Annotated in this window: 25 protein-coding genes and 1 tRNA gene; 23 read left to right on the plus strand and 3 right to left on the minus strand. The window is 45.7% G+C overall.

Features of this window, described 5'->3' with window-relative positions:
• The first annotated feature begins 97 nt into the window (after positions 1-97).
• Positions 98-1,297 (plus strand): serine hydrolase domain-containing protein, encoded by a 1,200-nt coding sequence (locus AAEU32_RS03460; RefSeq protein ID WP_421969139.1) that lies wholly within the window; start codon positions 98-100, stop codon positions 1,295-1,297.
• A 25-nt stretch (positions 1,298-1,322) separates the two neighbouring features.
• On the opposite strand, the gene yhbY is transcribed toward AAEU32_RS03460, so the two are convergent.
• A complete protein-coding gene (gene yhbY, locus AAEU32_RS03465) occupies positions 1,323-1,619 on the minus strand; it encodes a ribosome assembly RNA-binding protein YhbY (protein ID WP_421969140.1) in 297 nt (98 codons plus the stop codon).
• Between the two features lie 89 nt (positions 1,620-1,708).
• Between yhbY and rlmE the strand changes: the two genes are divergently transcribed.
• The 22 genes from rlmE (at position 1,709) to AAEU32_RS03575 (ending at position 25,425) form a co-directional block, all read left to right on the plus strand.
• Positions 1,709-2,338, plus strand: coding sequence for a 23S rRNA (uridine(2552)-2'-O)-methyltransferase RlmE (gene rlmE, locus AAEU32_RS03470; RefSeq protein ID WP_421969141.1), 630 nt, complete (start codon positions 1,709-1,711; stop codon positions 2,336-2,338).
• 64 nt (positions 2,339-2,402) lie between these two features.
• Entirely contained in the window at positions 2,403-4,334 is a 1,932-nt protein-coding gene (gene ftsH, locus AAEU32_RS03475) for an ATP-dependent zinc metalloprotease FtsH (RefSeq protein WP_421969142.1), read from the plus strand.
• Between the two features lie 84 nt (positions 4,335-4,418).
• Positions 4,419-5,267, plus strand: coding sequence for a dihydropteroate synthase (folP, locus tag AAEU32_RS03480; RefSeq protein ID WP_421969143.1), 849 nt, complete (start codon positions 4,419-4,421; stop codon positions 5,265-5,267).
• 19 nt (positions 5,268-5,286) lie between these two features.
• The gene (glmM, locus tag AAEU32_RS03485; protein ID WP_421969144.1) at positions 5,287-6,627 is read left to right on the plus strand and encodes a phosphoglucosamine mutase; all 1,341 of its coding nucleotides are present in this window, start codon (positions 5,287-5,289) and stop codon (positions 6,625-6,627) included.
• Positions 6,628-6,707: 80 nt separating this feature from the next.
• Entirely contained in the window at positions 6,708-7,454 is a 747-nt protein-coding gene (gene tpiA, locus AAEU32_RS03490; RefSeq protein WP_421969145.1) for a triose-phosphate isomerase, read from the plus strand.
• Between the two features lie 6 nt (positions 7,455-7,460).
• Complete coding sequence (gene secG / locus AAEU32_RS03495; protein WP_421969146.1) at positions 7,461-7,814, plus strand: preprotein translocase subunit SecG; 354 nt, start codon at positions 7,461-7,463, stop codon at positions 7,812-7,814.
• 10 nt (positions 7,815-7,824) lie between these two features.
• Positions 7,825-7,910, plus strand: a tRNA-Leu gene (locus AAEU32_RS03500).
• Positions 7,911-8,332: 422 nt separating this feature from the next.
• Positions 8,333-8,788 carry a ribosome maturation factor RimP gene (rimP, locus tag AAEU32_RS03505; protein WP_421969147.1) on the plus strand — a complete coding sequence of 152 codons (456 nt, stop codon included), beginning with the start codon at positions 8,333-8,335 and terminating at the stop codon, positions 8,786-8,788.
• A gap of 38 nt (positions 8,789-8,826) precedes the next feature.
• Positions 8,827-10,326 carry a transcription termination factor NusA gene (nusA, locus tag AAEU32_RS03510; RefSeq protein ID WP_421969148.1) on the plus strand — a complete coding sequence of 500 codons (1,500 nt, stop codon included), beginning with the start codon at positions 8,827-8,829 and terminating at the stop codon, positions 10,324-10,326.
• Between the two features lie 25 nt (positions 10,327-10,351).
• Positions 10,352-13,027: a translation initiation factor IF-2 gene (gene infB / locus AAEU32_RS03515; protein ID WP_421969149.1), complete on the plus strand. Its 2,676-nt coding sequence runs from the start codon at positions 10,352-10,354 to the stop codon at positions 13,025-13,027.
• A gap of 116 nt (positions 13,028-13,143) precedes the next feature.
• The gene (gene rbfA, locus AAEU32_RS03520) at positions 13,144-13,536 is read left to right on the plus strand and encodes a 30S ribosome-binding factor RbfA (protein ID WP_421969150.1); all 393 of its coding nucleotides are present in this window, start codon (positions 13,144-13,146) and stop codon (positions 13,534-13,536) included.
• A gap of 5 nt (positions 13,537-13,541) precedes the next feature.
• Entirely contained in the window at positions 13,542-14,483 is a 942-nt protein-coding gene (gene truB / locus AAEU32_RS03525; RefSeq protein WP_421969151.1) for a tRNA pseudouridine(55) synthase TruB, read from the plus strand.
• Between the two features lie 97 nt (positions 14,484-14,580).
• Positions 14,581-14,850, plus strand: a complete 270-nt coding sequence (gene rpsO, locus AAEU32_RS03530) for a 30S ribosomal protein S15 (RefSeq protein ID WP_421969152.1) — start codon at positions 14,581-14,583, stop codon at positions 14,848-14,850.
• 245 nt (positions 14,851-15,095) lie between these two features.
• Complete coding sequence (pnp, locus tag AAEU32_RS03535) at positions 15,096-17,225, plus strand: polyribonucleotide nucleotidyltransferase (RefSeq protein ID WP_421969153.1); 2,130 nt, start codon at positions 15,096-15,098, stop codon at positions 17,223-17,225.
• Between the two features lie 132 nt (positions 17,226-17,357).
• Positions 17,358-18,191, plus strand: a complete 834-nt coding sequence (nlpI, locus tag AAEU32_RS03540; protein ID WP_421969407.1) for a lipoprotein NlpI — start codon at positions 17,358-17,360, stop codon at positions 18,189-18,191.
• A complete protein-coding gene (locus AAEU32_RS03545; RefSeq protein WP_421969154.1) occupies positions 18,124-19,383 on the plus strand; it encodes a hypothetical protein in 1,260 nt (419 codons plus the stop codon). Before nlpI ends, AAEU32_RS03545 begins: the two co-directional genes overlap by 68 nt.
• Positions 19,384-19,626: 243 nt before the next feature.
• Entirely contained in the window at positions 19,627-22,419 is a 2,793-nt protein-coding gene (locus tag AAEU32_RS03550) for a monovalent cation/H+ antiporter subunit A (protein WP_421969155.1), read from the plus strand.
• The gene (locus AAEU32_RS03555) at positions 22,419-22,760 is read left to right on the plus strand and encodes a Na+/H+ antiporter subunit C (protein WP_421969156.1); all 342 of its coding nucleotides are present in this window, start codon (positions 22,419-22,421) and stop codon (positions 22,758-22,760) included. The genes AAEU32_RS03550 and AAEU32_RS03555 overlap by 1 nt, the downstream gene beginning before the upstream one ends.
• Positions 22,761-24,284, plus strand: coding sequence for a monovalent cation/H+ antiporter subunit D (locus AAEU32_RS03560; protein WP_421969157.1), 1,524 nt, complete (start codon positions 22,761-22,763; stop codon positions 24,282-24,284). It abuts the gene before it with no gap.
• A gap of 1 nt (position 24,285) precedes the next feature.
• Positions 24,286-24,822: a Na+/H+ antiporter subunit E gene (locus AAEU32_RS03565; protein ID WP_421969158.1), complete on the plus strand. Its 537-nt coding sequence runs from the start codon at positions 24,286-24,288 to the stop codon at positions 24,820-24,822.
• The gene (locus tag AAEU32_RS03570; RefSeq protein ID WP_421969159.1) at positions 24,816-25,085 is read left to right on the plus strand and encodes a K+/H+ antiporter subunit F; all 270 of its coding nucleotides are present in this window, start codon (positions 24,816-24,818) and stop codon (positions 25,083-25,085) included. The genes AAEU32_RS03565 and AAEU32_RS03570 overlap by 7 nt, the downstream gene beginning before the upstream one ends.
• Positions 25,086-25,092: 7 nt before the next feature.
• Positions 25,093-25,425 (plus strand): Na+/H+ antiporter subunit G, encoded by a 333-nt coding sequence (locus tag AAEU32_RS03575; RefSeq protein ID WP_421969408.1) that lies wholly within the window; start codon positions 25,093-25,095, stop codon positions 25,423-25,425.
• A 56-nt stretch (positions 25,426-25,481) separates the two neighbouring features.
• On the opposite strand, the gene AAEU32_RS03580 is transcribed toward AAEU32_RS03575, so the two are convergent.
• Together AAEU32_RS03580 and AAEU32_RS03585 are read right to left on the minus strand one after the other, a co-directional pair.
• Entirely contained in the window at positions 25,482-25,889 is a 408-nt protein-coding gene (locus AAEU32_RS03580; RefSeq protein ID WP_421969160.1) for a phosphate ABC transporter substrate-binding protein, read from the minus strand.
• A 15-nt stretch (positions 25,890-25,904) separates the two neighbouring features.
• Positions 25,905-26,984 carry a porin gene (locus AAEU32_RS03585; RefSeq protein WP_421969161.1) on the minus strand — a complete coding sequence of 360 codons (1,080 nt, stop codon included), beginning with the start codon at positions 26,982-26,984 and terminating at the stop codon, positions 25,905-25,907.
• Between the last annotated feature and the right edge of the window lie 9 nt (positions 26,985-26,993).

Raw genomic sequence — 26,993 nt, forward strand, 5'->3', positions numbered from 1 at the left:
GACGCCTTGAACGCACAATTAGACCAGCATTGTACGTGAGTTTATAACAAAGTTCATGATATTATTTGCACCATTAGATCTGTTAGCAACAATAAAAATGAAAAAAAGCAGTTTATTTTTCGCCCTTTGGGTGTTGGTTAGTTTTATGGTGGTGCCTAGGTATGTGAACGCCAGCCAAGGCCCGGCTGATGCACAGCAATGGCAACAATTTATCGACAAATATGTGGCCGACCTAGAGCGCCAATTAAAGCAAAAGAAAATACCGGGTGCCGCTTTATCTATTGTACACACGTCTCATCCGTCGGTAGCGCTTGGCTTTGGTAAAACGAAACTAAGAAAGGGTCGCCAAGTCGATGTAAATACACGTTTTCGTTTAGCGTCTGTTTCAAAAACGTTCGCCGGCTCATTGGCTGCAAAATTAGCTGCTCAGGGCGTTATTACCTTGGATGCACCTGTACGCGATTATTTACCTGAAATACGCAGCAGTCGCTACAATGAAGACCTCAAAGTGTATCACTTACTCAGCCATGCCAGTGGCTTAGTGCCCAATGCGTACGACAATCTTATTGAATCTCGTATGCCCTATGAAGATATCGTTGAGCGATTACTTAAAGTGGAGCCTCTGTGTCAGCCAGGGCAATGTTATGGCTACCAAAATGTGATGTTTTCTTTGGTCGGTGATGTTATTGAGCGTGCTAGTGGCATGGATTATCAGACGTGGATGAATGAATTTATTTTTCGACCGCTGAGAATGCGTGATGCCAGTGTGGGCTACCAAGGCATGGTCGCCGATGATAACTTTGCCTACCCCCATGTTCGAGGCAGAAAGGCATGGCATACCGCACGGCTTAAAAAGAACTACTACAAAGTGCTGCCCGCGGCTGGAGTTAATGCCAGCGCGGCGGATATGGTGCAATGGCTCAAGGCGCAATTAGGGTTATACCCAAGTGTTTTGCCGCAACAAGCGTTGCACTCTCAAGTTCAGCCGTACACGCTAACAAGTAAAGAAAAGCGGCGTCGCGTTTGGCGCGAACATGTAACACAAGCCCATTACGGGTTGGGTTGGCGCATATATGAGTATGATAAGGAAACTATTTATTACCACAGTGGCTGGGTGCAGGGGTATCGCACGGATATTGTGATTATACCAAGACTTGATGTCGGCTTTAGTCTTCTTCTTAACGCTGAAAGTGGTGTGATCAATGATTTAACCACTCAGTTTATCGATCAGTTACTGGCAAGCGAGCACGTTGCCTTATGCGCAGTAGAGACAAACAAAAAAGGTCAGCAATGCTGACCTTTTGTAGGGCGTGTTGACCTAGTTAATTGCGAGGCAATTGGATTTTTCTGTCTTCACTTTGACGATACAAGGCAATGATATGACCAATGCTTTGTACTTTGTGAGCACCAGTTTCACGAATAATTGCTTCAAAGATAAGCGCTTTGGTTTCGCGATCATTGGTTGGAACTCTCACTTTGATCAATTCGTGAATATTCAAAGCACTGTCAATTTCGGCGATAACACCCTCTGTTAGGCCGTTAGCACCAAGCAGAACCACTGGTTTCAGTGGGTGTGCAAGGCTTTTAAGATACTGCTTTTGTTTATTCGATAGTTTCATAGATTTTCTAAATTTTGCTGATTCAAGCTTGAATTATCGGTATTCTACCGCCATCTAGCAGATATTACTATTAAGTTGCGTGTTAATTTATGGCTAATAAAAAGCATTCAGCAAGTTCTAAGCGTTGGCTTAAAGAGCATGTTGATGATCACTATGTGCATGAGGCACAAAAACATGGGTGGCGTTCTCGCGCTGTGTTCAAACTCGAACAAATCCAACAAAAAGATAAATTAATCCGCGAGGGTATGACTGTGGTTGACCTTGGCGCTGCACCTGGCAGCTGGTCACAGTATCTTGCGCAGCAAGTTGGCGATGATGGTCAGGTGATCGCGTGCGACATCTTGCCGATGGACTCGTTAGCAGGCGTTGACTTTTTGCAAGGTGATTTTCGCGAAGAGGCTGTGCTAAATGCGTTATTGCAACGTATAGATGGCAAGAACGTTGATGTTGTGTTTTCAGACATGGCTCCGAATATGAGTGGGAACATGAGTACCGACCAAGCAGGAAGTATGTATCTTGTGGAGTTGGCATTGGATATGTGTCATCAGGTTCTAAAGAAAAACGGCGCGTTCGCAGTAAAAGTGTTCCAAGGCGAAGGTTTTGATCAGTTTGTAAAGGACGTTCGTGATAGCTTTCGCAGTGTAAAAATCCGTAAGCCCGATGCGTCGAGAGCCCGCTCTCGCGAGGTATATGTAGTAGCGACAGGCTACAAACTGTAGTACAGTTGTCGGGAAAGTTGAATTTTAATTAATTGAGATACAAGAGGTTAACACCTTGAGTGATATGGCAAAGAATTTAATACTCTGGCTTGTAATTGCCGTGGTTTTGATGTCTGTTTTTCAGAACTTTAATGGCTCTGACGACCTAGATAGACAAACCAGTTATACCCAATTTGTAAAGGATGTACGTGGCGGTCAGTTACGTGAAGTTGTTGTTGATCGTGGCACTGGCGTTATCACTGGTGAGAAAACTGATGGTTCGCGTTTTCAGACCATCATGCCAATGTACGACGAAGACCTTATTAATGATTTACTGAAGAACAACGTCAACGTCAAAGGTGTTCAACCTGAAGGCCAGTCCTTCTTACAGACTATTTTCGTGTCGTGGTTCCCAATGCTCCTGCTCATTGGTGTGTGGATTTTCTTCATGCGTCAAATGCAAGGCGGTGGCGGCAAGGGCGCCATGTCTTTCGGTAAGAGCAAAGCGCGCTTGATGAGCGAAGACCAAGTTAAGACGACTTTTGCAGACGTTGCCGGTTGTGATGAAGCAAAAGAAGACGTAACAGAATTGGTTGATTTTTTACGCGACCCATCAAAGTTTCAAAAACTTGGCGGTAGCATCCCTAAGGGGGTGTTGATGGTAGGCCCTCCAGGTACAGGTAAAACGCTCCTTGCTAAGGCGGTAGCCGGTGAAGCCAAGGTACCGTTCTTTACTATTTCCGGTTCTGATTTCGTAGAAATGTTCGTTGGTGTTGGTGCATCTCGTGTGCGTGACATGTTTGAACAGGCGAAAAAGGCAGCGCCTTGTATCATCTTTATCGATGAGATTGATGCCGTTGGCCGCCAGCGTGGTGCCGGTATGGGTGGTGGTCACGATGAGCGTGAGCAAACACTTAACCAAATGCTCGTTGAGATGGATGGTTTCGAAGGTAACGAAGGTATTATTGTTATCGCTGCGACAAACCGTCCAGATGTTCTAGACCCAGCATTACTTCGACCTGGTCGTTTTGACCGTCAAGTTGTTGTTGGTCTGCCCGATATCCGTGGTCGTGAGCAAATTCTTAAAGTACATATGCGCAAAGTACCACTGGCAGACGACGTTGAAGCGTCAGTGATCGCTCGTGGTACACCTGGTTTCTCAGGCGCAGATCTGGCTAACCTCGTAAACGAGGCTGCACTTTTCGCTGCACGAGGTAACAAGCGTGTTGTTAGTATGGCGGAATTTGATGCAGCGAAAGACAAGATCATGATGGGTGCAGAGCGCAAATCAATGGTTATGTCTGAAGAAGAAAAAGAGATGACCGCTTATCATGAAGCAGGTCACGCGATTGTTGGTCGCATGGTGCCTGAGCATGACCCTGTGTATAAGGTGTCAATCATTCCTCGTGGTCGCGCTTTAGGTGTAACCATGTACTTGCCTGAGCAAGACCGAGTGAGTCACTCTAAACAACACTTAGAGTCCATGATTTCAAGTCTCTACGGTGGCCGTATTGCTGAAGCATTGATTTATGGTGATGACAAGGTGACCACTGGTGCGAGCAACGATATCGAACGTGCCACACAGATCGCACGCAAGATGGTGACGCAATGGGGCTTGAGCTCGAAAATGGGCCCACTTCTTTATGCTGAAGAAGAGGGCGAGGTGTTCATGGGACGTGGTTCATCACGTACTATGAGTATGTCTGATGAAACAGCGAAGGCAATCGATGTTGAGGTAAGAGAACTTTCTGACCGCAACTACCAACGCGCAGAGCAAATCTTGCGTGACAACATGGATATCTTGCATACCATGAAAGACGCGTTGATGAAGTACGAGACCATTGATGCCAAGCAAATTGATGATCTCATGGCTCGTCGTGAAGTACGTCCACCAAGCGACGCTCACGATAGAAAGCCAGAGACAAAGGCTGAACCTGAAGCAAAAGCTAAATCGCAGCCCAGTGATGAGTCGTCATCAGTAGTCGATGATTCACCAAGCACTCAAGACGATAAGTAAGAAATTAAAGCCCCAAATAGCATTGGGGCTTTTCCTTGCGCTGCGAATTAAGCGCAAAACCGCGCAATAGAGACAAGAATAACAATGTTATCTTTACCTCGAGGTCGAATACTCGACCTGACTATCCCTCATGTAATGGGGATCCTCAATGTAACACCAGACTCATTTTCTGATGGTGGACAACACAACGAAGTTGATAGCGCTGTCAAAAGAGCATTAACCATGCTTGAGCAAGGCGCGACTATTATCGATATCGGTGGCGAGTCAACGCGACCTGGAGCTTCAGATGTGTTGGAGCAAGAAGAACTTGCTCGTGTTATTCCCGTGATTAAAGCGCTTCGAAAGCAAAGTGACTGCGTGATATCTATCGATACCAGCAAAGCGGCTGTGATGACAGCGGCTGTTCATGCGGGGGCGGATATCATTAATGATGTGCGCGCATTGCAAGAACCTGGAGCGTTGCAGGCTGCAGTCGCTGCAGATATTCCTGTGTGCTTAATGCATATGAAAGGGCAACCTCGTTCGATGCAAACAGCACCTCATTATGACGATGTCACGTCACAGGTCTGTGAATTTCTTGAACACAGAGCAAACCAGTGCATTGAGGCAGGTATAAAACCGGAACACATTATGATCGACCCCGGTTTTGGGTTTGGAAAATCGCTACAACATAATTATCAGTTGTTGGCACAATTAGATAAATTACAAAATCTTGGCTATCCCATATTGACTGGACTGTCTCGTAAATCGATGTTTGGGCAGTTACTCAACCGCCCAGCAGATGAGCGTTTGAGTGCCAGTTTAGCAGGGGCATTAATTTGTCTGCAAAAGGGCGCCGTGATTCTGCGTGTACATGATGTACAGCAAACCGTTGATGTGGTGCGTGTGCACGAAGCAACGTGCAACCCGTTGCAAACGCAACCAGCAGTATAAAGCGTAGGAGTATGCATTAATGAGCAATAGAAAATATTTTGGAACAGATGGCGTTCGTGGTTTAGTGGGTGAGTTCCCTATTACACCAGAATTTGCCTTAAAACTTGGCTGGGCTGCGGGCAGAGTATTATCAAAAATTGGTACTCGCAAAGTAATTATCGGTAAAGACACACGTATTTCAGGCTACTTACTCGAGACGTCACTCGAGTCAGGCTTGATAGCGGCAGGCATCGATGTTGTGCTCCTTGGTCCTATGCCAACTCCGGCAGTTGCTTACCTTACGCAAACTTTCCGTGCAGAAGCAGGGATTGTGATCAGCGCATCACACAACCCTTATCATGACAATGGTATTAAATTCTTCTCCAGTGAAGGCCTAAAATTGCCAGACAGCGTTGAGCTTGAAATCGAAGCAATGATGGACCAGCCAATGGAGTGTGTGCCATCTGAAAAGTTAGGTAAGGCACGCCGCCTTGCCAGTGCTGATGGTCGTTACATCGAATTTTGTAAGAGTCAGTTCCCACAAGGACACTCATTAGAAGGATTAAAAATCGTTCTTGATTGTGCAAACGGTGCGACCTATCACATTGCTCCTGCGGTAATGCAAGAACTCGGTGCCGAGGTTATCCCATTTGCCTGTGAGCCAAATGGTCTCAACATCAATGCTAAATGTGGTGCAACAGACGTTGCTGCCCTTAAACGCAAAGTGATGGATGAAGGCGCTGATGTGGGTATTGCCTATGATGGTGACGGTGACCGCGTCATGATGGTAGATCATAAAGGCCAGGTGTTTGATGGTGACGACATTGTTTATATTATTGCTAGCGCTCTTCATGAGCAGGACCAACTCGGCGGTGGTGTAGTTGGCACAGTGATGTCGAATATGGGTCTTGAAAACGCACTCAAAGACAAAGGTATTGATTTCGCGCGCTCAAAAGTGGGTGACCGTTACGTGATGGAGTTACTCAAAGAGAAGGGCTGGAAAATTGGTGGCGAAAGCTCAGGACACATTCTTAATCTTGATTTGATTAGCACCGGTGATGGCATCATCTCAAGCTTGCAAGTGCTGGCAGCCATGGTTACAACCAATAAAACTTTGCGTGACCTAGGCCAAGGGTTTGTAAAGTACCCAATGAACATGATTAATGTGCGTTACCAACCAGGCACCGATCCAACACAAGCCCAAGAAGTGCAAGATGCGGTAGTTGAAGTAGAGCGTTTACTTGACGGTAAAGGCCGTGTTTTGTTGCGCAAATCAGGCACAGAGCCAGTTGTACGAGTTATGGTCGAAGCTGAGCAAGAGAAGCAAGTGCTCGATTACAGTCAAAAAATTGCGCAAGTTGTTGAAAGTGTGAGCAGTTAAACGCTCTCGCTAAAATAAAATCTTGTAACTTTGGGCGAGTCACGTTAGTATCTCGCCCGCTTTCGAACATGGAGTAAAACATGGCGTCACGTAAGCCCTTTGTGGCAGGTAACTGGAAGTTAAATGGTTCTGTAGAACTGTTAAACGAAATGGCATCTTCAATAGAAGCCGTTAGCAATGACCAAAGCGTAGATGTTGCTCTATTTGTTCCCGCTTTACTCGTGGGTGAGTCAGCGAAACTAGATGTTGTAACCGGTGTGCAAACGGTATCAGAATTTGAATCTGGCGCGTACACAGGCGAAATACAAGCAAGTTTAGCGAAAGAGCTAGGTGCAAAGTATGCCCTAGTCGGTCACTCAGAACGTCGTCATATCTTCGGCGAAAGCGATGATGTAGTTGCGCAAAAGTTTGTCATGGCTCAGCAGCAAGGATTAACTCCAGTGCTGTGTGTTGGCGAAACAGAGCAGCAGCGAGAGCAAAATGAAACAGAATCAGTGATCAGTGCGCAAATTGACGCGGTGATTGACAAATTAGGTGTGGCTGGTCTCGAGCAATCTGTGATAGCATACGAGCCGGTTTGGGCCATTGGCACAGGTAAAACTGCAACGCCAGAGCAAGCTCAACAAGTACACCAATTTATTCGTGCTAAGTTGGCATCATTAGATGAGCAAATAGCACAGCGCTTGCAAATCCTTTATGGTGGCAGCGTAAACGAAAAAAATAGTAGTGAATTATTTGCACAACCAGATATTGACGGTGGCCTAATTGGCGGCGCAAGTCTGAAAAAAGATGCGTTCATCAGCATCTGTGAAAGTGCAAAAGGATAGAATTAAATGTACGAGATTCTTTTAGTTATTTATTTAATTGTTGCATTAGCATTGATTGGTTTCGTGTTAATCCAACAAGGTAAAGGCGCTGACATGGGGTCGTCATTTGGTGCAGGCGCTTCGGCAACCGTTTTCGGTTCGTCAGGCGCTGGTAACTTCATGACAAAAACCACTACTTTGTTAGCAACAGTATTCTTCGTTTTGAGCATTGTGTTAGGTAATCTAACTGCAGGTCAAATCAAGAAAACTGATGAATGGGAAAATCTTCAAGCAGCTCCAGCAGTAGAAACTGTAAGTGAAGCCGCAAATGAAGTGCCTGTTGAGGAACCTAAGAGTACTAACCCTGACGTTCCAAACTAATACAGTTTAAGCCGTGGTGGTGGAATTGGTAGACACGCCATCTTGAGGGGGTGGTGAGCTATGCTCGTGCGGGTTCAAGTCCCGCTCACGGCACCAAATTAAAAAACCAAGCTATATGCTTGGTTTTTTAATGTCTCAAGCGCAGTTAAACGTGTATCTTTGGTTGCTTATTGAGGCGCGCACCACTATAATAGGTGCCACGAATGAAGGTCAGTTTTATATCCTTCATGCAACAGATTCAAAAACAAATAACCTAAGTCGTTATCTGTTTTATTTGATGTTCGCGCATTCTTTGAAATGCGCGTTTTGCGTTTAGCAGAAGAGATTTTGCTAAGTCGTCGCAGCGGTTTATCGTGCAGATATAGCCCGCAGCCAAGCTTGGCCCTAGGCCGCGCAGTAAATCAGGAGTCGTTGACACTCGACGATTCCAGTGTGACGCCCCGCTTGGTTCGGGGCGTTGTTGTATCTGCATTGAGAATGGGGCTTTAGCCCTTTTTTTGTTTCTATGGAGAAGTTTCGTGACAAAGCTCGAACAAACATTAACTGAGATGTTAACACCAGCGGTTGAAGCATTAGACTTCGAACTTCTGGGGCTTGAGTTTATTCAAGCGGGTCGTCATTCCACCTTGCGTGTGTATATCGATCATCCAGATGGCATTACGGTTGACAACTGTGCTGATGTAAGTCGACAAGTTGGCGCGATCCTCGATGTAGAAGACCCAATTACCAATGAATATGATTTGGAAGTGTCTTCGCCTGGCGTAGATCGTCCACTGTTCAAACCAGAACATTATCAAAATGCAGTGGGTGAAGAAGTTAGGTTAAGAACCAAGCTTCCACAAGATGGTCGTCGTAATTTCAAAGGCGACCTAGTAGCAGTTAACGGTGACATGATCACAATCAGTGTTGATAACGAAGAGTTTATGCTCATGATCAGCAACATTGAACGTGCGAATATCATCGCAAAACTTTAATTTTAGTGCGAAGGAATAGGGCAAGCGAGGCAATACCTATGGCAAAAGAAATCCTATTGGTGGCGGAAGCCGTTTCCAATGAAAAAGCGGTCCCCAAAGAGAAAATTTTTGAAGCATTAGAGTTCGCACTAGCGACCGCAACAAAGAAAAAACACGATGGTGACATTGATGTGCGCGTATCTATCGACCGTAAAACGGGCGAGTACGACACTTTCCGTCGCTGGGAAATCGTTGAAGCGCAAGAAGATGGCAGCTTAGAAAACCCTTATCGTGAAATCACGCTAGAAGCGGCTCAAGTTGAAGAGCCACACCTACAACTTGGCGATTTTGTTGAAGAGCAAATCGAGTCAATCAAATTTGACCGTATCACAACACAAATGGCAAAGCAGGTTATCGTACAAAAAGTACGTGAAGCAGAGCGTGCACTGGTTGTTGAAGCATACAAAGATCAGGAAGGCGAGTTAGTAACCGGTGTTGTTAAAAAGGCAAGCCGTGATGCAATCGTTCTTGATTTAGGCAATAACGCAGAAGCAGTGATTTATCGCGAAGACATGCTGCCGCGCGAGAACTTCCGTCCTGGCGACCGTGTACGTGGTCTACTTTATGCTGTACGTCCAGAAGCACGCGGTGCACAGCTGTTCGTAACACGTTCTAAGCCAGAAATGTTGATGGAACTTTTCCGCATTGAAGTGCCAGAAATTGGCGAAGAAATGATTGAATTGCGCGCTGCGGCACGTGATCCTGGTTCACGCGCTAAAATCGCTGTTAAATCAAACGACAAGCGTATTGATCCTGTAGGTGCGTGTGTGGGTATGCGCGGTGCGCGTGTTCAAGCCGTTTCAACAGAGCTTGGTGGTGAGCGTGTTGACATCGTACTTTACGATGATAACCCAGCACAATTCGTTATCAATGCAATGGCGCCAGCGGAAGTAGCGTCGATCGTGATGGACGAAGATTCTCGTTCAATGGACATCGCGGTTGAAGCAGACAACCTAGCGCAAGCAATTGGCCGTAATGGTCAGAACGTCCGTTTAGCAAGCCAACTAACAGGTTGGGAGCTTAACGTGATGACAGTAGAAGATATGCAAACTAAGAACCAAGCTGAGTCAGATAAACTGATTTCGCTGTTCACTGAAGGTTTGGATATTGATGATGATTTCGCTGAGCTATTAATTGGTGAAGGCTTTTCAACACTTGAAGAAGTCGCTTATGTACCAACAAGCGAATTCCTAGAAATCGACGGTCTTGACGAAGAGACTGTTGAAGAGCTGCGTAACCGTGCAAAAGATGCGCTTACGACTAAAGCATTGAAAGACGAAGAAAGTCTTGAAGGTGCTGAACCAGCTGAAGACCTATTAAACCTTGAAGGCCTAGATCGCCATCTTGCTTATGTCATGGCAAGTAAAGGCGTTGTAACGCTTGAAGATCTAGCTGAGCAAGGTATTGACGAACTAGTAGAGATTACAGAGCTTTCAGAGCAGGAAGCGGGCGACCTAATTATGGCTGCACGTAACATTTGCTGGTTCGGTGAAGAGTAATTTATTAACGGAGGTAACAAACAATATGGCAGAAGTAAGTGTAGCAAAACTAGCCGAGGACATTGGTACAACTGTTGATAAATTGCTCCAGCAATTGGACAGTGCTGGCATTAAGAAGCAAGCTGGCGACCAAGTAAATGAGTCTGAAAAAGAACAACTGCTTGATCATTTGTCGAAGCAGCACGGTGGTGCTGGTGCGACAGGTCCAGAGCGAATGACACTGCAACGTAAGAAAAAGAGCACACTCAGTGTGACTGGTTCTACGGGTAAGGCAAAGTCAGTTCAAGTAGAAGTGCGCAAAAAGCGCACCTACGTGAAGAAGAGTGCTCTTGAAGAGCAACAAGAGCAAGCGCGTTTAGAAGCCCAAGAGCAAGCACGTTTAGAGGCCCAAGAGCAGGCGAAGCAAGAAGCAGAGCGTAAAGCTAAAGAAGAAGCAGAGCACAAAGCTAAAGAAGCAGCCGAGCGTAAAGCCAAAGAAGAAGCGGAACGTAAGGCTAAAGAAGAAGCGAAACGTAAAGCGGACTCACAGCGCAAAGAAAGTAAAACATCTGCAAAGGACAGCGCGCAAACTCAAAAAGAGCGTGAAGAAGCTGAGCGCTTACAGAAAGAAGCAGAAGAGGCAGCATTGAAGAAAGCTGAAGAAGAAGCGAAACGTCAAGCAGAAGAAGCTCGTCGCCTAGCCGAAGAGAACGAAGCACGCTGGAAGCAAGAGGAAGAGGAACGCAAACGTCGTGAAGAGACTGCGGATCACCACCTTACAACTTCTACATATGCTCGTGAAGCGGAAGACGAGTCAGATGCACGCGAAGAGAAGAGCGCGCGTCGTAAGAAGAAAAAGCCAAAAGGCAAAGAAGCAGAAGCGCCAATGAAGTTTGGTAAAGGCAAAAAAGGTAAGCTTAAAGCGCCTACGTCTTTACAACATGGTTTCCAAAAGCCAGTTGCTGATAAAAAGCAAGAAGTGCGTATCGGCGAGACTATCACGGTTGCTGAACTTGCATCTCGTATGGCTGTAAAAGGTGCCGAAGTAGTTAAAACCATGATGAAAATGGGCGACATGGTTACCATCAACCAAGTGATTGACCAAGAAACTGCGCAACTTGTTGCAGAAGAAATGGGCCATAAAGTGGTTGTTGTTCGTGAAAACGAACTAGAAGAGAAAGTACTAAGCGATCGTAACGAAGAAGGTAAAGCAGTTCCTCGTGCACCGGTTGTTACTGTTATGGGTCACGTTGACCACGGTAAGACGTCAACACTTGACTACATTCGTAAAGCGAAAGTTGCTTCAGGTGAGGCCGGTGGTATTACGCAGCATATTGGTGCATACCACGTTGAAACAAACGGTCACATGATCACCTTCCTTGATACTCCTGGACACGCAGCGTTTACCTCAATGCGTGCTCGTGGTGCGAAAGCAACGGATATCGTAATCCTTGTTGTTGCAGCGGATGATGGTGTAATGCCACAGACTAAAGAAGCGGTTCAGCACGCCCGTGCTGCAGGTGTTCCTTTGATCATCGCAGTAAACAAGATGGATAAAGAAGGTATCGACCCAGATCGCGTTAAGAACGAGCTAGCTCAGCTTGACGTTATCCCTGAAGAGTGGGGTGGTGACACGCAATTCGTGCATATCTCTGCGAAAACAGGTCTGGGTATTGACGATCTTCTTGAAGCAGTACTCATGCAGGCTGAAATCCTTGAGCTTACCGCTCCGACTGAAGGTATGGCGGCAGGTGTTGTTATTGAATCACGCCTAGATAAAGGCCGTGGTCCAGTTGCATCTATCCTTGTTCAATCAGGTACGCTTAACCAAGGTGATATTGTACTGTGTGGTCTAGAATACGGCCGCGTTCGTGCGATGAAAGATGAGAACGGTAAAGACATCAAGTCGGCAGGTCCATCTATCCCAGTTGAGATTCTAGGTCTATCTGGTATCCCAGCAGCAGGTGATGAAGCAACGGTTGTTCGTGACGAGCGTAAAGCGCGTGAAGTAGCATTGTATCGTCAAGGTAAATTCCGCGAAGTGAAGCTAGCACGTCAACAGAAAGCGAAGCTTGAAAACATGTTTGCTAACATGACCGAGGGCGATGTATCTGAAGTTAACGTGGTACTTAAAGCTGACGTACAAGGTTCAATTGAAGCAATTTCTGATTCATTAACTAAGCTTTCTACTGATGAAGTAAAAGTGAAGATTGTAGGTTCAGGTGTAGGTGGTATTACTGAAACTGACGCTACATTAGCTGCAGCTTCAAATGCAATCGTTGTTGGCTTTAACGTACGTGCTGATGCATCTGCACGTAAAGTGATTGAAGCTGAGAACCTAGACCTACGTTACTACAGCGTTATCTACAGCCTGATTGAAGAAGTGAAGCAGGCGATGTCAGGTATGCTTGCACCAGAATTTAAGCAAGAGATCATTGGTCTTGCTGAAGTACGTGACGTGTTTAAGTCACCAAAGATTGGTGCAATTGCAGGCTGTATGGTTACTGAAGGTGTTGTTAAACGCAGCGCCCCTATCCGTGTACTTCGTGATAACGTTGTTATCTATGAAGGTGAACTTGAATCACTTCGTCGCTTTAAAGACGACGTACAAGAAGTTCGTAACGGTATGGAATGTGGTATCGGCGTTAAGAACTACAACGACGTGAAAGTTGGCGACCAAATCGAAGTATTCGAGACGGTTGAAGTTCAACGTTCACTATAAGCCTCGTTAACCCAAAAAATTGATGGGGGCCTTTGTGCCCCCATTTGTGCATTGTGTAATACCCATAATCGACGCTAAGGTGCCGCATTGGGTATCTTTAAAATTAAGTGGTGGCAATGAGAGAGTTTTCTCGCACAGAGCGCGTAGCGCAACAAATTCAAAAAGAAATCGCTGTTATTATCCAACGTGAAGTCAAAGACCCACGTCTAGGAATGGTAACCGTATCAGCGGTTGAAGTGTCCCGAGATTTGTCTTATGCAAAAATCTTCGTCACGGTATTTAACCAAGAAGATGAAAGCAAAACGAAACAAAGCATGCGTATTCTTAACGACGCAAGCGGCTATATTCGCTCTTTATTAGGAAAGCGGATCCGTGCTCGTATCGTACCTGAGCTTCGTTTCGTTATTGATACGTCGTTGATGGAAGGTATGCGTATTTCAAACCTTGTTGATTCAGTGATGCGCGAAGATGAGCAAAAGCGCGGCACGCACACGGACGAGGAAGAGTAAATACCATGGCCAGACGTACCAAAGGCCGTCCAGTTGATGGCGTACTTCTGCTACATAAGCCGCAAGGTATTTCTAGTAACCGTGCACTGCAACAAGCTAAAGGGATCTATTTTGCGCAAAAAGCCGGGCATACTGGTGCGCTAGACCCGCTTGCAACAGGCATGCTGCCAATATGTTTTGGTGAAGCGACTAAGTTTAGCCAGTTTCTACTTGATACGGATAAAACCTATGTTGTTAGAGCAAAACTAGGCGAGCGTACTACCACATCAGATGCTGATGGTGAGGTGGTCGAGACGCGCGACGTCAATGTGACCAAGGCGCAAATCGAAGAGCATGTGGCGGGGTTTATTGGTGAGTCCGATCAATACCCGTCGATGTATTCTGCACTTAAATATCAAGGGCAGCCATTATACAAATATGCGCGTGAAGGCATTGAAGTACCGCGTAAGTGTCGTCGTATAACGGTGTACAGTCTGACTTTGGATGAGTTTGATGAGCAAGCAAATGAAATCCAAATGACAGCGCATGTGTCAAAAGGCACCTACATTCGCACGATTGTCGATGACCTAGGTGAGTTATTAGGCTGTGGCGCTCATGTGATCATGTTACATCGCTCTAAGGTTGGTCATTATCCAAGTGAAAAAATGGTTACCCTAGAAGAGTTACAATCTCTGCTTGACGATGCCAAAAGCAAAGACATCGCTCCTGCTGATGTACTTGACCCATTACTGCTGCCGATGGACACCGCGGTGCAAGATTTACCCAGTGTTGAAGTAAACGACGAGCAAGCAATTGCGTTCGCTCATGGGCAAACAGTTGTTATCGGCGACGTACCGCAAGAGGTATGTGCAGTGCGCTGTGGTGAGCGCTTCCTCGGTGTGGGAGAGCGCAACCAACATGGCCATTTAAAAGCAAAACGCGCTGTTGCCATTACAAATAACTTGTAGTTATTTACTATATTGGTAAAATAGCGCGCTCAATTGGTGGGGCTGGATTAGTGATCGGCTCTTACCGTATGTAAACACTCATTTTTTGGAGTAAATTATGTCACTAAGCAACCAAGAAAAAGCAGATATCATTGCTAAATTTGCACGCGCTGAAGGCGACACTGGTTCACCTGAAGTACAAGTTGCACTTCTAACTGCAGATATCAACAAGCTTCAAGGCCACTTTGCTAACCACAAGCAAGACAACCACTCACGTCGTGGTCTTCTTCGCAAAGTAAGCCAGCGCCGTAACCTTCTTAACTACCTTAAAGGTAAGAGCATCGAGCGTTACACTGCGCTAATCCAAGAACTTGGCCTACGTCGCTAATTCTTTGATACCAGTTTGAAAAAGGGGCCTAATCGCCCCTTTTTTTGTGCGCCTATGACGAGTATACTTAGCGCTGTCTAAGTTTCGCGACATAGCAAACTAGATGGCACCATATTGCCAATTGTAGTAAATAAAGGCATTCACACGAGTGTGGTTATTTACTGTAATTGGTGAGGTGCTTAAGAAAACCCTTAGTTCATTCACTGTTTGTGAATAGGCTAACTGCAACTTAAGGAAACATTTAAGTGCAACCAATTATTAAAGAATTCCAATACGGACAACACACAGTAACTCTAGAAACAGGTGCAATCGCACGTCAAGCAGACGGTGCAGTACTTGCTAGCATCGGTGATACAACTGTTTTAGTAACAGTAGTAGGTAAGCGTGAAGCGAACCCAGGTCAAGACTTCTTCCCACTAACAGTAAACTACCAAGAAAAAATGTATGCGGCTGGCCGTATCCCAGGTGGTTTCTTAAAGCGTGAAGGTCGTCCTAATGATGGCGAGACGCTAATTGCACGTCTAATCGACCGTCCAATTCGTCCACTTTTCCCTAAAGGCTTCGTAAATGAAGTTCAAGTAATCGCAACTGTTGTGTCAGTAAACCCTGAAATCCAACCAGATATCGTTGCGTTAATTGGTACTTCAGCGGCGCTTGCGCTTTCTGGTATCCCATTCAATGGTCCTATCGGTGCGTCGCGTGTAGGTTACCTAGACGGTCAATACGTGCTTAACCCGTCAATGACTGAGCTTAAAGAAAGCAAGCTAGACCTAGTTGTTGCTGGTACTGATAATGCCGTACTTATGGTTGAGTCAGAAGCAGAAACGCTACCTGAAGACGTTATGCTAGGTGCGGTTGTATACGGTCACGAGCAATCACAAGCAATCATCAATGCAGTAAAAGAGTTTGCAGCAGAGGCTGGTAAACCTGCATGGGATTGGACTGCTCCAGAGAAAGACGAAACGCTTAACGAAAAAGTAGCTGCAATTGCCGAAGAGAAAATCGGTGAAGCGTACCGCATCACTGATAAAGTAGAGCGTAAAGACGCACTAAGCGCGGTAAAAGCGGAAGTTATCGAGAAACTAAGTGCAGAGCTTGGCGAAGATGAAAGCCTAGACGAGCAAGAAGTATCAAGCGTTTTCGGTTCACTAGAGAAGAAAATCGTACGTGGTCGCATCATCGCTGGTGAAAAGCGTATCGATGGTCGTTCTCCAGACATGGTTCGTGCGCTTGACGTTAAAACTGGCGTACTTGCACGTACTCACGGCAGCGCTATTTTCACACGTGGTGAAACTCAGGCACTTGTAACTGCAACACTTGGTACAGAGCGTGATTCACAGATGGTTGATGACCTATTTGGTACATCAACAAGCCGTTTCATGTTGCACTATAACTTCCCTCCGTTCTGTGTGGGCGAAACAGGTTTCATCGGTTCACCTAAGCGTCGCGAAATCGGCCACGGTAACCTTGCTAAGCGCGGTATTGCTGCGGTTCTTCCAACACTTGAAGAATTCCCGTACTCAATCCGTGTAGTATCTGAAATCACAGAATCTAACGGTTCATCGTCAATGGCGTCAGTATGTGGTACGTCACTTGCGCTAATGAACGCAGGTGTACCAACTAAGGCATCTGTAGCGGGTATCGCAATGGGTCTTGTGAAAGAAGGCGACGACTTCGTCGTTCTTTCTGACATCCTAGGCGACGAAGATCACCTTGGTGACATGGACTTTAAAGTAGCGGGTACAGCGCAAGGTGTTACTGCACTGCAAATGGATATCAAGATTGAAGGTATCACCAAAGAAATCATGCAAATTGCGCTTAACCAAGCACAAGCTGCACGTTTGCACATCCTTAGCGTGATGGACGAAGCGATTTCTGCACCAGCTGCTGAGCTTTCAGACTATGCTCCTCGCATTTATGTTGTGAACATTCCACCTAAGAAAATTGCTGATGTTATCGGTAAAGGTGGTGCAACAATCCGTGCGCTTACTGAAGAGACGGGTACAACAATCGAAATCGAAGATGACGGTACAGTTAAAATTGCTGCAACAAATGGCGAAAGTGCACGCGCTGCGATCGCTCGCGTTGAGCAGCTAACGGCTGAACTTGAAGTAGGCACAATCTACGAAGGTAAAGTTGTACGTATCGTAGACTTCGGTGCATTCGTAAACGTACTTCCTGGTAAAGACGGCCTAGTTCACATTTCGCAAATCAGCGATGAGCGTGTGAATAACGTTGCTGATCACCTAAGTGTTGGTCAGGAAGTAAAAGTTAAAGTACTAGAAGTAGACCGCCAAGGTCGCGTACGTTTGAGCATCAAAGAAGCGCAAGAAAGTTCTGCGCCAGCTGCTGATGAGTCAAAAGAGGCTGAATAAGCGATAAAAGCATTGTAAAAGGGGCTGTTTAGGCCCCTTTTTTATGTTTTAATGAAAGTCCATGTACGGAAATATAGGTTCAGGACTTTGAGAAAACTTCTATCGCTTTGTGTTTCGAGCGTTGTGGCAGCCATGCTAACGGGATGCCAAAGCACACCCGAAAGTCCTCAATATGTTGTTGCAGTCCCATTCGCAGCACCTCTTCCCAGTGATTATCGTAGTGAAGTTGCCATAGCCCGTTATTCGGAGCTTATTGAGCAAGCTGAACTAGCAAATGATCAACAAGCCTTACTGTATTATGACCGCGGCAAGCTCTTTGATAGTTTGGGGCTAAGCACGCTCGCGCGCATTGATTTTAGTCGTGCTGTGAACCTCAAGCCGGACCTTGCTGAGGTGTATAACTTCCTTGGTATTCATCACACTTTGATGCAGCAATATGGCAAGGCGTACGAAATGTTTGATTCGGTACTAGAGCTTAACAGCGAGCATCAATATGCGTACCTTAATCGTGGCATTGCCCTTTACTATGGCGACCGCCCGGGGTTGGCTATAGATGACTTACAATCATTTTTAAACTTTGCTCCAGATGACCCATATCGGGTTTTATGGGTGTATTTAGCCCAACAAGCTCAGGATCCAAAGCAGGCTAAAGCGAATTTAGATGCGATGGCGCAAGCACTTGATCCGCAAAATTGGGCATATCAACTTGTTGCGTTTTATAAAGGTGATATTAGTGAAAAGGTGCTTTTGGAGAGCCTTCCAAAAGGAGTTGAATCGCATCAAGAGTATGCTGAGCGCTTGTGCGAAGCCTACTTTTATTTAGCGAAGCATCATCAAGCCTTGGGTCACATGTCACTTGCGAGTGATTACTTAAAGTTGGCTCTGTCAACGAACGTGTATGAGTTTGTTGAATACAAGTATGCACGACTTGAACTCGATATTATGGCGGGCGAGGGTGCGCTTTAGCCTGTTGCTCGTCATTCTTATATGGCTGTTTGGCAGTGACACCTATGCACCGTCAACGGCCATGTTTCATGCCGCGGACAAACCAAACTCAGCGTTGTCGTGGTACTATCGCGCTCCACACCACATTTCTTTTGCGCAGCTCAATGAACAAAGCTTGCGGCATTTAGCTGCAAATGATGTCGCTGGCGCGCAGCTGCATTTGGCATTACAGCTTATCGATGACACTGCGTATAAAAGCGCGCGTGTTTATTGGCAGCGAGCATTAATGCAAGCCAATCAATCTGTCACTGATGATGTATGGCGCCGCTTAGCGAACGTACTGGTTGAGCATAAACAATGGCACTCGCTCAGTGCGTTGCAGCAGCATAACAAGTTAACGGATAGAGCAAGGTGGCATTGGCGCTTTGTACAAGGTTTCGATGTGGATAATCGCGCCCAAGATTATGCCCAAGAGCTTGGTTTTAACCTGTCACTTGAGTCAGCTCAAGCGGATGTATGTCCTTATAATATATTGCTTTTGGGTGATAGCTTGAAGGCGATGAATCGGCTTGATGAATTGAAACAACGCTACGAGCAGCATCCTTTACCGCAATCGGGACTGATCTGTTTATCAACGCCGTACTACGTTGCTGATGAGCTAAATTGTGGTATTGATGAACGTAATTTTAGCCGTTGTGATTGGCGTGCACTTGCTTCGCAGAGCGAACGATTTCCTAAAGGGTTTGATTTTATCGTCATGATGACCCGTTCAGGGCTTGCCAATGTGCAATCCGGAGTGATGCAACTGAGTACTCAGGCTAAGTACCACACTTTTGTGCATGAGTTGATGCATTTTGCCGGGTTTATAGACGAGTACCAAGCGCCAATAGAGCAACAAGATTATTGCCAACAGCAAGGACGAATCTTTGCCAATTTATATGTTGGTGATAACCCTCCGCAAGCGTGGGTAAAAAGCCCATATTGCGCTAATGGTCGGGGTTATAAACCCGCTGCGTACACCAGTGTTATGGAGCATTCGGAAGTTGCCGTATCACCTCAATATAAACGCCTTTGGCAGGCTCAATTGGGTGAGCCGGAGCAGTTATTGTATTTTAACGATTTATTCTATGCACTAAGTGGAGACAACGCTTGGCAGAACTACCGCAAGACCGACGGGGTAGAGCAAAACGCATCAATGGCGGCAATGTGGTGAATTAAATAGATTTTTGTTAGGTAGGTTACTAGGCTGTTAACGTGCGCTTAAGTTTTAGCCGAACAGCTTTACAGAGTCTGGACAAAGGAGGTACGGGTCAGTATAACTGGTTAATTATTAATATTTAATCGCCACTGTACTAATCTTATAAGTAGTACCGCTTGTGCCCAAATAAAAAACAAATTGGGTCATAATAAAAAGCTTACCATGGACAATGGTAACTAAAAGAAAGGTTAAAACACTATGACGTTGCTGTGGATACCCTTGTTATCCCTTATTGGCAGTTTACTTGCGAGTTTTACAGGCAATTTAACACGGAACCAAAGTGCTGCCGTGACCGCCCTCATGCCTATTATTTGTTTAGCTATTGTGATCAATTTGGCCCCACAAGTCCTAGCCGGTGAAACCTTATACACTAGCTTAGCGTGGATCCCTGAATTAGGGGTTAACCTGTCGTTTCGCTTGGACGGTTTGGCACTGTTATTTTGTATTCTGATCTTGGGTATTGGTCTGCTTATCATCTTATATGCCCGCTATTACTTAAGTCCCAAAGACTCAATGGCTAAGCTGTACGCTTATTTAATGCTATTTATGACGGCCATGTTGGGCATTGTTACAGCCAACAATGTGATTCAAATGTGGTTTTTCTGGGAGCTAACCAGCGTTAGTTCTTTTTTGTTGATCAGTTACTGGTGGTATAACCCAGAAGCACGTAAAGGCGCACGTATGGCGCTGGCGATCACCGGTGCCGGTGGTCTGGCCTTACTCGCGGGCTTGGTATTGATTGGTCAGTTGGTGGGCAGTTATGAACTAGACGTCATTTTGCAACATGGCGATCTGATCAAGGGCTCGAAATGGTATCCACTCGTATTGGTGCTGGTATTACTGGGTGCATTCACCAAATCAGCGCAATTTCCATTCCACTTCTGGTTGCCTCATGCCATGGCCGCACCGACACCGGTCAGTGCTTACTTACACTCAGCGACCATGGTAAAGGCCGGCATTTTCTTACTTGCACGCTTTTATCCGGCTTTAGCGGGCACAGAACTGTGGTTTATTATCGTGGGTGTCACGGGTCTTACAACCTTGTTGATGGGTGCCTACATCGCCCTGTTTAAACACGACTTAAAAGGTTTATTGGCATACTCAACTATCAGCCACTTAGGTCTTATCACCTTATTACTTGGTTTAGACACTGAGCTGGCGACGATTGCAGCCATTTTCCATATTATTAACCACGCAATTTTTAAAGCTTCTTTATTCATGGCAACAGGTATTATTGACCATGAAACGGGCACCCGAGATATGCGCAAGCTCAATGGTATGTGGCGCTTTATGCCTTATACCGCAACCCTTGCAATGGTTGCCGCCGCGTCGATGGCCGGTGTGCCTTTACTTAACGGTTTCTTGTCCAAAGAAATGTTCTTTGCTGAGACTCTACACCAACAAATGCTAGGCTCGATGTCATGGCTAATTCCGGTGTTGGCGACCGTCGCGGGTGCTTTGTCGGTGGCTTATTCTGCGCGCTTTATTCATGATGTGTTTTTCAACGGCGATCCCAAAGATTTACCAAAACAACCCCACGAAGCCCCGCGTTATATGCGCGTGCCCATCGAAATACTGGTGGCATTATGTGTGCTTGTAGGGTTGTTCCCAGGGTTTGTAGTTGACCCTATTTTAACTGTTGCTGCAGACTCGGTGCTCAATGGTAGTGCACCAGATTATCATCTCGCTATTTGGCATGGCTTTAACCTTCCGCTGTTTATGAGTGGCGTAGCCGTGGCAGGAGGTTTGTTTATCTATTCACAGCGTAAGTATTTATTCCAATTTCAAGCGTCTTTACCGAATGTCAGTGCTAAAAAGGCGTTTGATTCGAGTATTCAAAAGGTGTTTGACTGGTCACGCGAGCAGATCCTACGTATCGAAAATGGTTCTTTGCAGCGTTACGTATTCATTTTGTTGCTATCAACCTTGGTTGTTGCAGGATTGCCTTTATTTGAGATGCACACCTTGGCAGGTTCAAAAGGCTTAACTGAAATAGATGCACACAATGCGATTGGTGCTGGATTACTTATGGTGGGTACATTAGCCACCTTGGTGTGGCATCGCTCGCGTATGATAGCGCTGATCCTGGTGTCAGTAGTGGGTTTAATGACCTCTGTCGTATTCACCCGCTTTTCGGCACCAGATTTGGCGCTCACTCAGTTAACTGTAGAAGTGGTTACAGTAATGCTGTTGATGTTGGCATTGTTTTTCTTACCGCAGCGCACACCGAAAGAATCGAGCTCATTGCGTATACTGCGCGACTTGGGGATCAGTAGTGCAATAGGTATTATCGTTGGCAGTATTTGCTATGCGTTGTTAACACGCCCTCTAGAAAGTATCTCGCAATTCTTTATTGGCAACGCCAAGACTGGCGGTGGTGGTACCAATGTGGTTAATGTCATCCTCGTAGACTTCCGTGGCTTTGATACCTTGGGTGAAATTACGGTATTAGGCATAGCAGCGCTGGGTATTTATAAGTTACTGCTTAAGTTGCCATTATTTATGCCGGCATCGGATAGTGACGGGCGACCGTGGGCCCGTGAGCGCCATCCTTTGTTGCTGGCGAGCATCTCACAAAGCTTATTACCGCTGGCAATTATGGTATCGGTATACATCTTCTTACGCGGTCACAACATGCCAGGTGGGGGCTTTATAGCCGGACTCGTGACATCGATTGCGTTTATTTTGCAATACATGGCTAACGGCTCTAACTGGATTATGGCGCGCATGGATATCAATTACCGCAAAGTGATTGCTTCAGGTCTTGCCATCGCAACGCTCAGTGGTGTGGGAAGCTGGGCGTTTGGCCATAACTTCTTAACCAGTTGGTTTGATTATTTTGATATTCCGTTGGTTGGTAAAACAGAGCTCGCTAGCGCCATGATTTTTGATTTGGGCGTGTACTTAACCGTTGTAGGTGCAACGCTGATGATTTTAGCAAGTTTGGGTAAGCTGACGGCGAACGCGCCAAAAGAAAAGGTTAATCTCTAATGGAACTGTTATATGCAAGTTGTGTGGGTCTGTTAGTGGCCTGCGGTGTCTACCTGATATTACGTGCACGGACCTTTCCCGTGGTGCTTGGTTTAACCATGCTCTCCTATGCCGTTAACTTATTTTTGTTCTCATCAGGGCGATTGAAAGTGAACCAAGCCCCTGTACTTGGCCAATCAGCCAGCTATGCAGACCCATTGCCACAGGCTTTGGTGCTGACAGCCATTGTAATTGGTTTTGCCATGACCGCGTTTGTGGTGATTTTAGCGATTCGTGGTCGTGCAGACTTGGGTAATGATCATGTTGATGGTCAGCCTCGATCGAAGAAGGGGTCAAAGTAAATGCATCATTTGATCACTTTACCGATATTATTGCCGCTCATCTCAGGCATCATTTTACTGCTACCTCCATGCGGCAAGAACCTAATACTTAGACGCTGGGTTGCCATGTTTATGGCTTTGCTCACAACCATTGTCTGTACGGTGTTGTTACAACAAGTGCTAGAGAATGGGCCTTTGGTTTACGCCGTGGGTGAGTGGCAACCGCCGTTTGGTATTGTTTTATTCGCCGATCCTTTGGCGATTATCCTAACTATATTAACGAGCTTCTTAACACTCGTATCCATTATCTACGCAAGTCGGGCAGATGATAAAGCCGGTAGCTTTTATCACCCGCTGACACACTTCCTATTGATGGGTGTTAACGGTGCATTTTTGACAGGGGATTTATTTAACCTGTTCGTATTTTTCGAGGTGCTGCTGATTGCATCGTATGCCCTAATGATGCACAAAAAGGATAAGCACACCACCAAAGCGGCATTACACTATGTCATCCTCAACCTCGTTGGCTCCAGTATCTTCCTAATTTCATTGGGTATTTTATATGGTGTGTTGGGGACACTGAATATGGCTGACATGGCCGTTAAAGTGTCAATGTTGCAAGGGGATGATATTTTCCTAGCAAAAATAGGTGGATTGTTATTACTTATCGTATTCGCGTTGAAAGCCGCCTTACTGCCACTTCATTTGTGGCTTCCTGCTACCTATTCTCGCGCCATGCCGGTGGTGGCCGCACAATTTGCGGTCATGACTAAAGTAGGGATTTACTCCATGATGCGAGTCTTTACTATGATCTTTGGTGAGCAAGCCGGAGAGCTAGGAGATATGGCTTCTACTTGGCTGTGGCCCTTGGCATTGGTTACCCTGATTGTGGGCGCTGTTGGCGTTTTAGCGTCGGAAGATTTGCGTCGATTGAGTGCAAACTTGGTGATTGTATCTGTAGGCACCTTGGTTGCTATGGTGGCGTTAAACAACGAGAAGGCTACCGCAGTCGCTATATACTATATGATTCACTCCACAGTGGCGTGTGCGGCGATGTTTTTGGTTGCTGATATGATTGCGCTGCAACGAGGTAAAGTACAAGACAGGTTTGTAAATAGCCGCAGCGTAGCAGAGCCAAAATTACTCGGCTTTTGCTTTGTGATTGCAGCGGTTGCTTTGGCGGGTCTGCCGCCATTGTCGGGCTTTATTGCTAAATTATGGTTGTTAGAGTCATCTTACACCGTTGGCGTGGCATGGGTATTTTGGCCTATTTATCTATTGGCAAGCTTAGCCACACTGGTGGCATTGTCACGCGCAGGTACAAGTTTGTTTTGGCACGATCATCCAAATCACGACGAGCAATTTGAAGACAATGTGTACGCAGGGAAACGCCGTACATTTGCACTCGTATTAATTTTCTGTGTGCCCGTGCTGATGAGTATTTTTGCATCCCCTTTGAATGAATTAAGTACTCAAGCCGCTGCAACCTTGCACAACACCCAAGTTGCAATTGATACCGTATTCGCTTTGAGTAAGGAGCAATAATATGCAATTAGAAGCGCGTTTTAAGTGGCTCCCCACACCATTTCGCAGCATTTTGCTCTTTGTTGTTTGGTTGCTATTGAACAACAGCGTGTCTGCGGGGCATCTTATTTTAGGAGCTTTTTTGGCAATTGTGATACCCCTTGTGGTGGCACCATTTAGAAAACCCCAGCCCCTGATCATGCGACCCGGCTTAGCGCTGCGATATTTGTTATTGGTGCTGTGGGATATTCTTACTGCGAATATTGAAGTGGCTTTTAAAATTTTAGGGCCTACTAAGCGTTTACGTCCGGGCTTTATCAAGGTACCACTGGATATGGATCAGGATTTACCCATTACCATGCTTGCCAGTACGGTGTCTTTAACGCCGGGTACCGTTAGTGCTGAGGTATATCCAATTCCTGAATCATTGGCCGAGGGTGAGCAGCCACAGCAGCGTTATCTGTTAATTCATGTACTTGATTTAGATAATGAAAAAACACTGGTTGAGACCATTAAGCAACGCTATGAAGCGCCGCTTAAGGAGATTTTTCAATGCTAGAAAATGTATTACTGATTGTATTTGCCATGATAGGCCTCTCTTTGGTGTTAAACCTATGGCGCTTGGTTGTAGGGCCATCTGTACCAGATAGGATTTTGGCGCTCGATACCATGTATATTAATTCCATCGCGTTGATTGTGTTGTACGGGATTGGCTTGAAGACGCAAATCTATTTTGAGGCAGCATTGTTAATAGCCATGATTGGCTTTGTAAGCACCGTAGCAGTATGCAAATACCTGCTGCGCGGCGATATCATTGAGTAGGTAAAGCATCATGAGTGAATGGATAATTTCAATCTTATTGTTAGCGGGCGGGCTATTTATATTAATCGGCTCCATTGGTCTTGTGAAAATGCCTGATTTCTTCATGCGTTTACACGGGCCAACAAAGGCAACTACGTTGGGAATGGCGTCGTTGTTAATCGCTGCAAATGTGTTTTTTAGTGTCAGTAGTGGGGAAGTCAATATTAAAGAAATTTTGATCTCTATTTTCTTGCTGATCACTGCACCAATTACCGGTTATATGTTGATAAAATCTGCTATCCATCACGAGCTTAAGGCTAAAGATGGTACGACAGGGATGGATAATATTGAGGATGACTAACTGGTCATTTTCAATAAAAAAGGAGCTCTCGAGCTCCTTTTTTGCGTTTTGAATGGTTAATAAGTAACTACGACTTTAACCGCATCGGTTACGTTCGCTTCATCGACAAACCCGATGGTGTCGGGGTTTGAGCTCACTAATTTAATCACTTCAGCATCACCGTCTACTTCTTTGGGTGGGGTCCCTTTGCCAGTAAAAACCAACTTTGACCAGTACGCTTTTAGTTGTCCTGAAGACTTGTTTAGCGCCTTTTGATTAAAGTTGTCTGCCGTTGCACCTGAAGCCTGACTAATGGCAATGACTTTATTACCATTGGAGAAAGACTTCTCTTTACCGATGAAGATTCTCTCTACCGTTTGTGCATCTATACTGCTGGCGTTACTTGGGTGAACGATCACCGCAATACCCGCTGATGCCGAGTAAGAGAACATAATCGTTAGTAATATCATTAATTGTTTAAACATAACTCTTTCCCCCGATTAGAATACTGCGTCGATACCAATGGTGATAGATTCACTGTCACCAGCTACCGCTAAATCAAAAGAGTCATCTTCAACTTTGTCGAATTGAATCTTAAACGCAGCAGATGGGTGGAAGTCCCATCTTACGCCAACAGAGGTGGTATTATGTTGCTCGGTATCACCTTCACCATCTTGGTCAAAATCAGAATAACTGATGTAGGGTGTTACACCGTCAAAGCGATAACCTGCACTGATCATGTAAGTATCAAGGTTACCATCCAGATCCAAGCGGTTAAGCTCCGTCAATACAAAAGCATTGCCAAAGTCCATGTTTAGAGCGAGGCCGTAGAATTTGCCATCGCGCTCGGTGCTGCCATCGTCCCACACAACAATATCACCGCTGCGATAACGTTCATTGGTGTAACGCATGTGTGTGACACGCACTTCTAACCAGTCATTACTGGCTTGGAACACGCCACCAATAATGTCTTTCCATATTTCGCGGGTTGGTTCTAAGAAGAAGAATTCACCTAACAGCTTGTTGTCATCATCATCTTCACGACCACCGTAGATGTTGCCACTGATGGACCAGTCGCCTACATAACCATTGTATAAAAGGTTAATACCGTTGTAGTTAAAGATCTGCCATGTGTAGTTATCAGCCGGTGGGCGCATCCAGACATAGGCATACCCGACATCATAGAAGTCCGAATAATAGAACAAGGGAAGGCGTTTCTTACCACCTTGCAAGGTCCAATTTTCGTTGAGCTCATAGGACAAATATGCCCATTCAAACTCAGCATCAAAGTCGTTTGCACCGCGCGCTACTATTTGTCCTGTCGCTGTGAGTCCGTCCATTAAATCTGCGCTGACTTGCAGCCCAAATAATGACTCAGGTTTAAACGAGAGATCTTCGGTATAGGCACTGACAATGGGGTAATCTGCCAAAAATGTGGGTTCTACACCGTACTGTGGAACGCCTGAGCCACTTAACACTTTCCCTGCATTGATACTGACAAATCCAGAGAAGTTGACATCGGCAAAGGCGGATGAATTAAAGGTTAGCGCAAGCGCTAGCACCGAGAGTTTTAGTTTCATACCTGTATC

It is taken from the genome of Pseudoalteromonas maris (assembly GCF_049257235.1).
In the GTDB taxonomy this organism is placed as follows: Bacteria; Pseudomonadota; Gammaproteobacteria; order Enterobacterales; family Alteromonadaceae; genus Pseudoalteromonas.

What these genes read in the sequence shown, in the direction of transcription:
- AAEU32_RS03550 (WP_421969155.1), top strand. Translation starts at nt 19,627, where the DNA reads ATGACGTTGCTGTGGATACCCTTGTTATCCCTTATTGGCAGTTTACTT.
- secG (WP_421969146.1), top strand. Translation starts at nt 7,461, where the DNA reads ATGTACGAGATTCTTTTAGTTATTTATTTAATTGTTGCATTAGCATTG.
- AAEU32_RS03460 (WP_421969139.1), top strand. Translation starts at nt 98, where the DNA reads ATGAAAAAAAGCAGTTTATTTTTCGCCCTTTGGGTGTTGGTTAGTTTT.
- AAEU32_RS03580 (WP_421969160.1), bottom strand. Translation starts at nt 25,889, where the DNA reads ATGTTTAAACAATTAATGATATTACTAACGATTATGTTCTCTTACTCG.
- nlpI (WP_421969407.1), top strand. Translation starts at nt 17,358, where the DNA reads ATGCTAACGGGATGCCAAAGCACACCCGAAAGTCCTCAATATGTTGTT.
- nusA (WP_421969148.1), top strand. Translation starts at nt 8,827, where the DNA reads ATGGCAAAAGAAATCCTATTGGTGGCGGAAGCCGTTTCCAATGAAAAA.
- glmM (WP_421969144.1), top strand. Translation starts at nt 5,287, where the DNA reads ATGAGCAATAGAAAATATTTTGGAACAGATGGCGTTCGTGGTTTAGTG.
- rbfA (WP_421969150.1), top strand. Translation starts at nt 13,144, where the DNA reads ATGAGAGAGTTTTCTCGCACAGAGCGCGTAGCGCAACAAATTCAAAAA.
- AAEU32_RS03565 (WP_421969158.1), top strand. Translation starts at nt 24,286, where the DNA reads ATGCAATTAGAAGCGCGTTTTAAGTGGCTCCCCACACCATTTCGCAGC.
- rpsO (WP_421969152.1), top strand. Translation starts at nt 14,581, where the DNA reads ATGTCACTAAGCAACCAAGAAAAAGCAGATATCATTGCTAAATTTGCA.
- truB (WP_421969151.1), top strand. Translation starts at nt 13,542, where the DNA reads ATGGCCAGACGTACCAAAGGCCGTCCAGTTGATGGCGTACTTCTGCTA.
- yhbY (WP_421969140.1), bottom strand. Translation starts at nt 1,619, where the DNA reads ATGAAACTATCGAATAAACAAAAGCAGTATCTTAAAAGCCTTGCACAC.
- AAEU32_RS03560 (WP_421969157.1), top strand. Translation starts at nt 22,761, where the DNA reads ATGCATCATTTGATCACTTTACCGATATTATTGCCGCTCATCTCAGGC.
- AAEU32_RS03570 (WP_421969159.1), top strand. Translation starts at nt 24,816, where the DNA reads ATGCTAGAAAATGTATTACTGATTGTATTTGCCATGATAGGCCTCTCT.
- AAEU32_RS03555 (WP_421969156.1), top strand. Translation starts at nt 22,419, where the DNA reads ATGGAACTGTTATATGCAAGTTGTGTGGGTCTGTTAGTGGCCTGCGGT.
- rlmE (WP_421969141.1), top strand. Translation starts at nt 1,709, where the DNA reads ATGGCTAATAAAAAGCATTCAGCAAGTTCTAAGCGTTGGCTTAAAGAG.
- AAEU32_RS03545 (WP_421969154.1), top strand. Translation starts at nt 18,124, where the DNA reads ATGAGTTTGTTGAATACAAGTATGCACGACTTGAACTCGATATTATGG.
- ftsH (WP_421969142.1), top strand. Translation starts at nt 2,403, where the DNA reads ATGGCAAAGAATTTAATACTCTGGCTTGTAATTGCCGTGGTTTTGATG.
- tpiA (WP_421969145.1), top strand. Translation starts at nt 6,708, where the DNA reads ATGGCGTCACGTAAGCCCTTTGTGGCAGGTAACTGGAAGTTAAATGGT.
- folP (WP_421969143.1), top strand. Translation starts at nt 4,419, where the DNA reads ATGTTATCTTTACCTCGAGGTCGAATACTCGACCTGACTATCCCTCAT.
- infB (WP_421969149.1), top strand. Translation starts at nt 10,352, where the DNA reads ATGGCAGAAGTAAGTGTAGCAAAACTAGCCGAGGACATTGGTACAACT.
- AAEU32_RS03585 (WP_421969161.1), bottom strand. Translation starts at nt 26,984, where the DNA reads ATGAAACTAAAACTCTCGGTGCTAGCGCTTGCGCTAACCTTTAATTCA.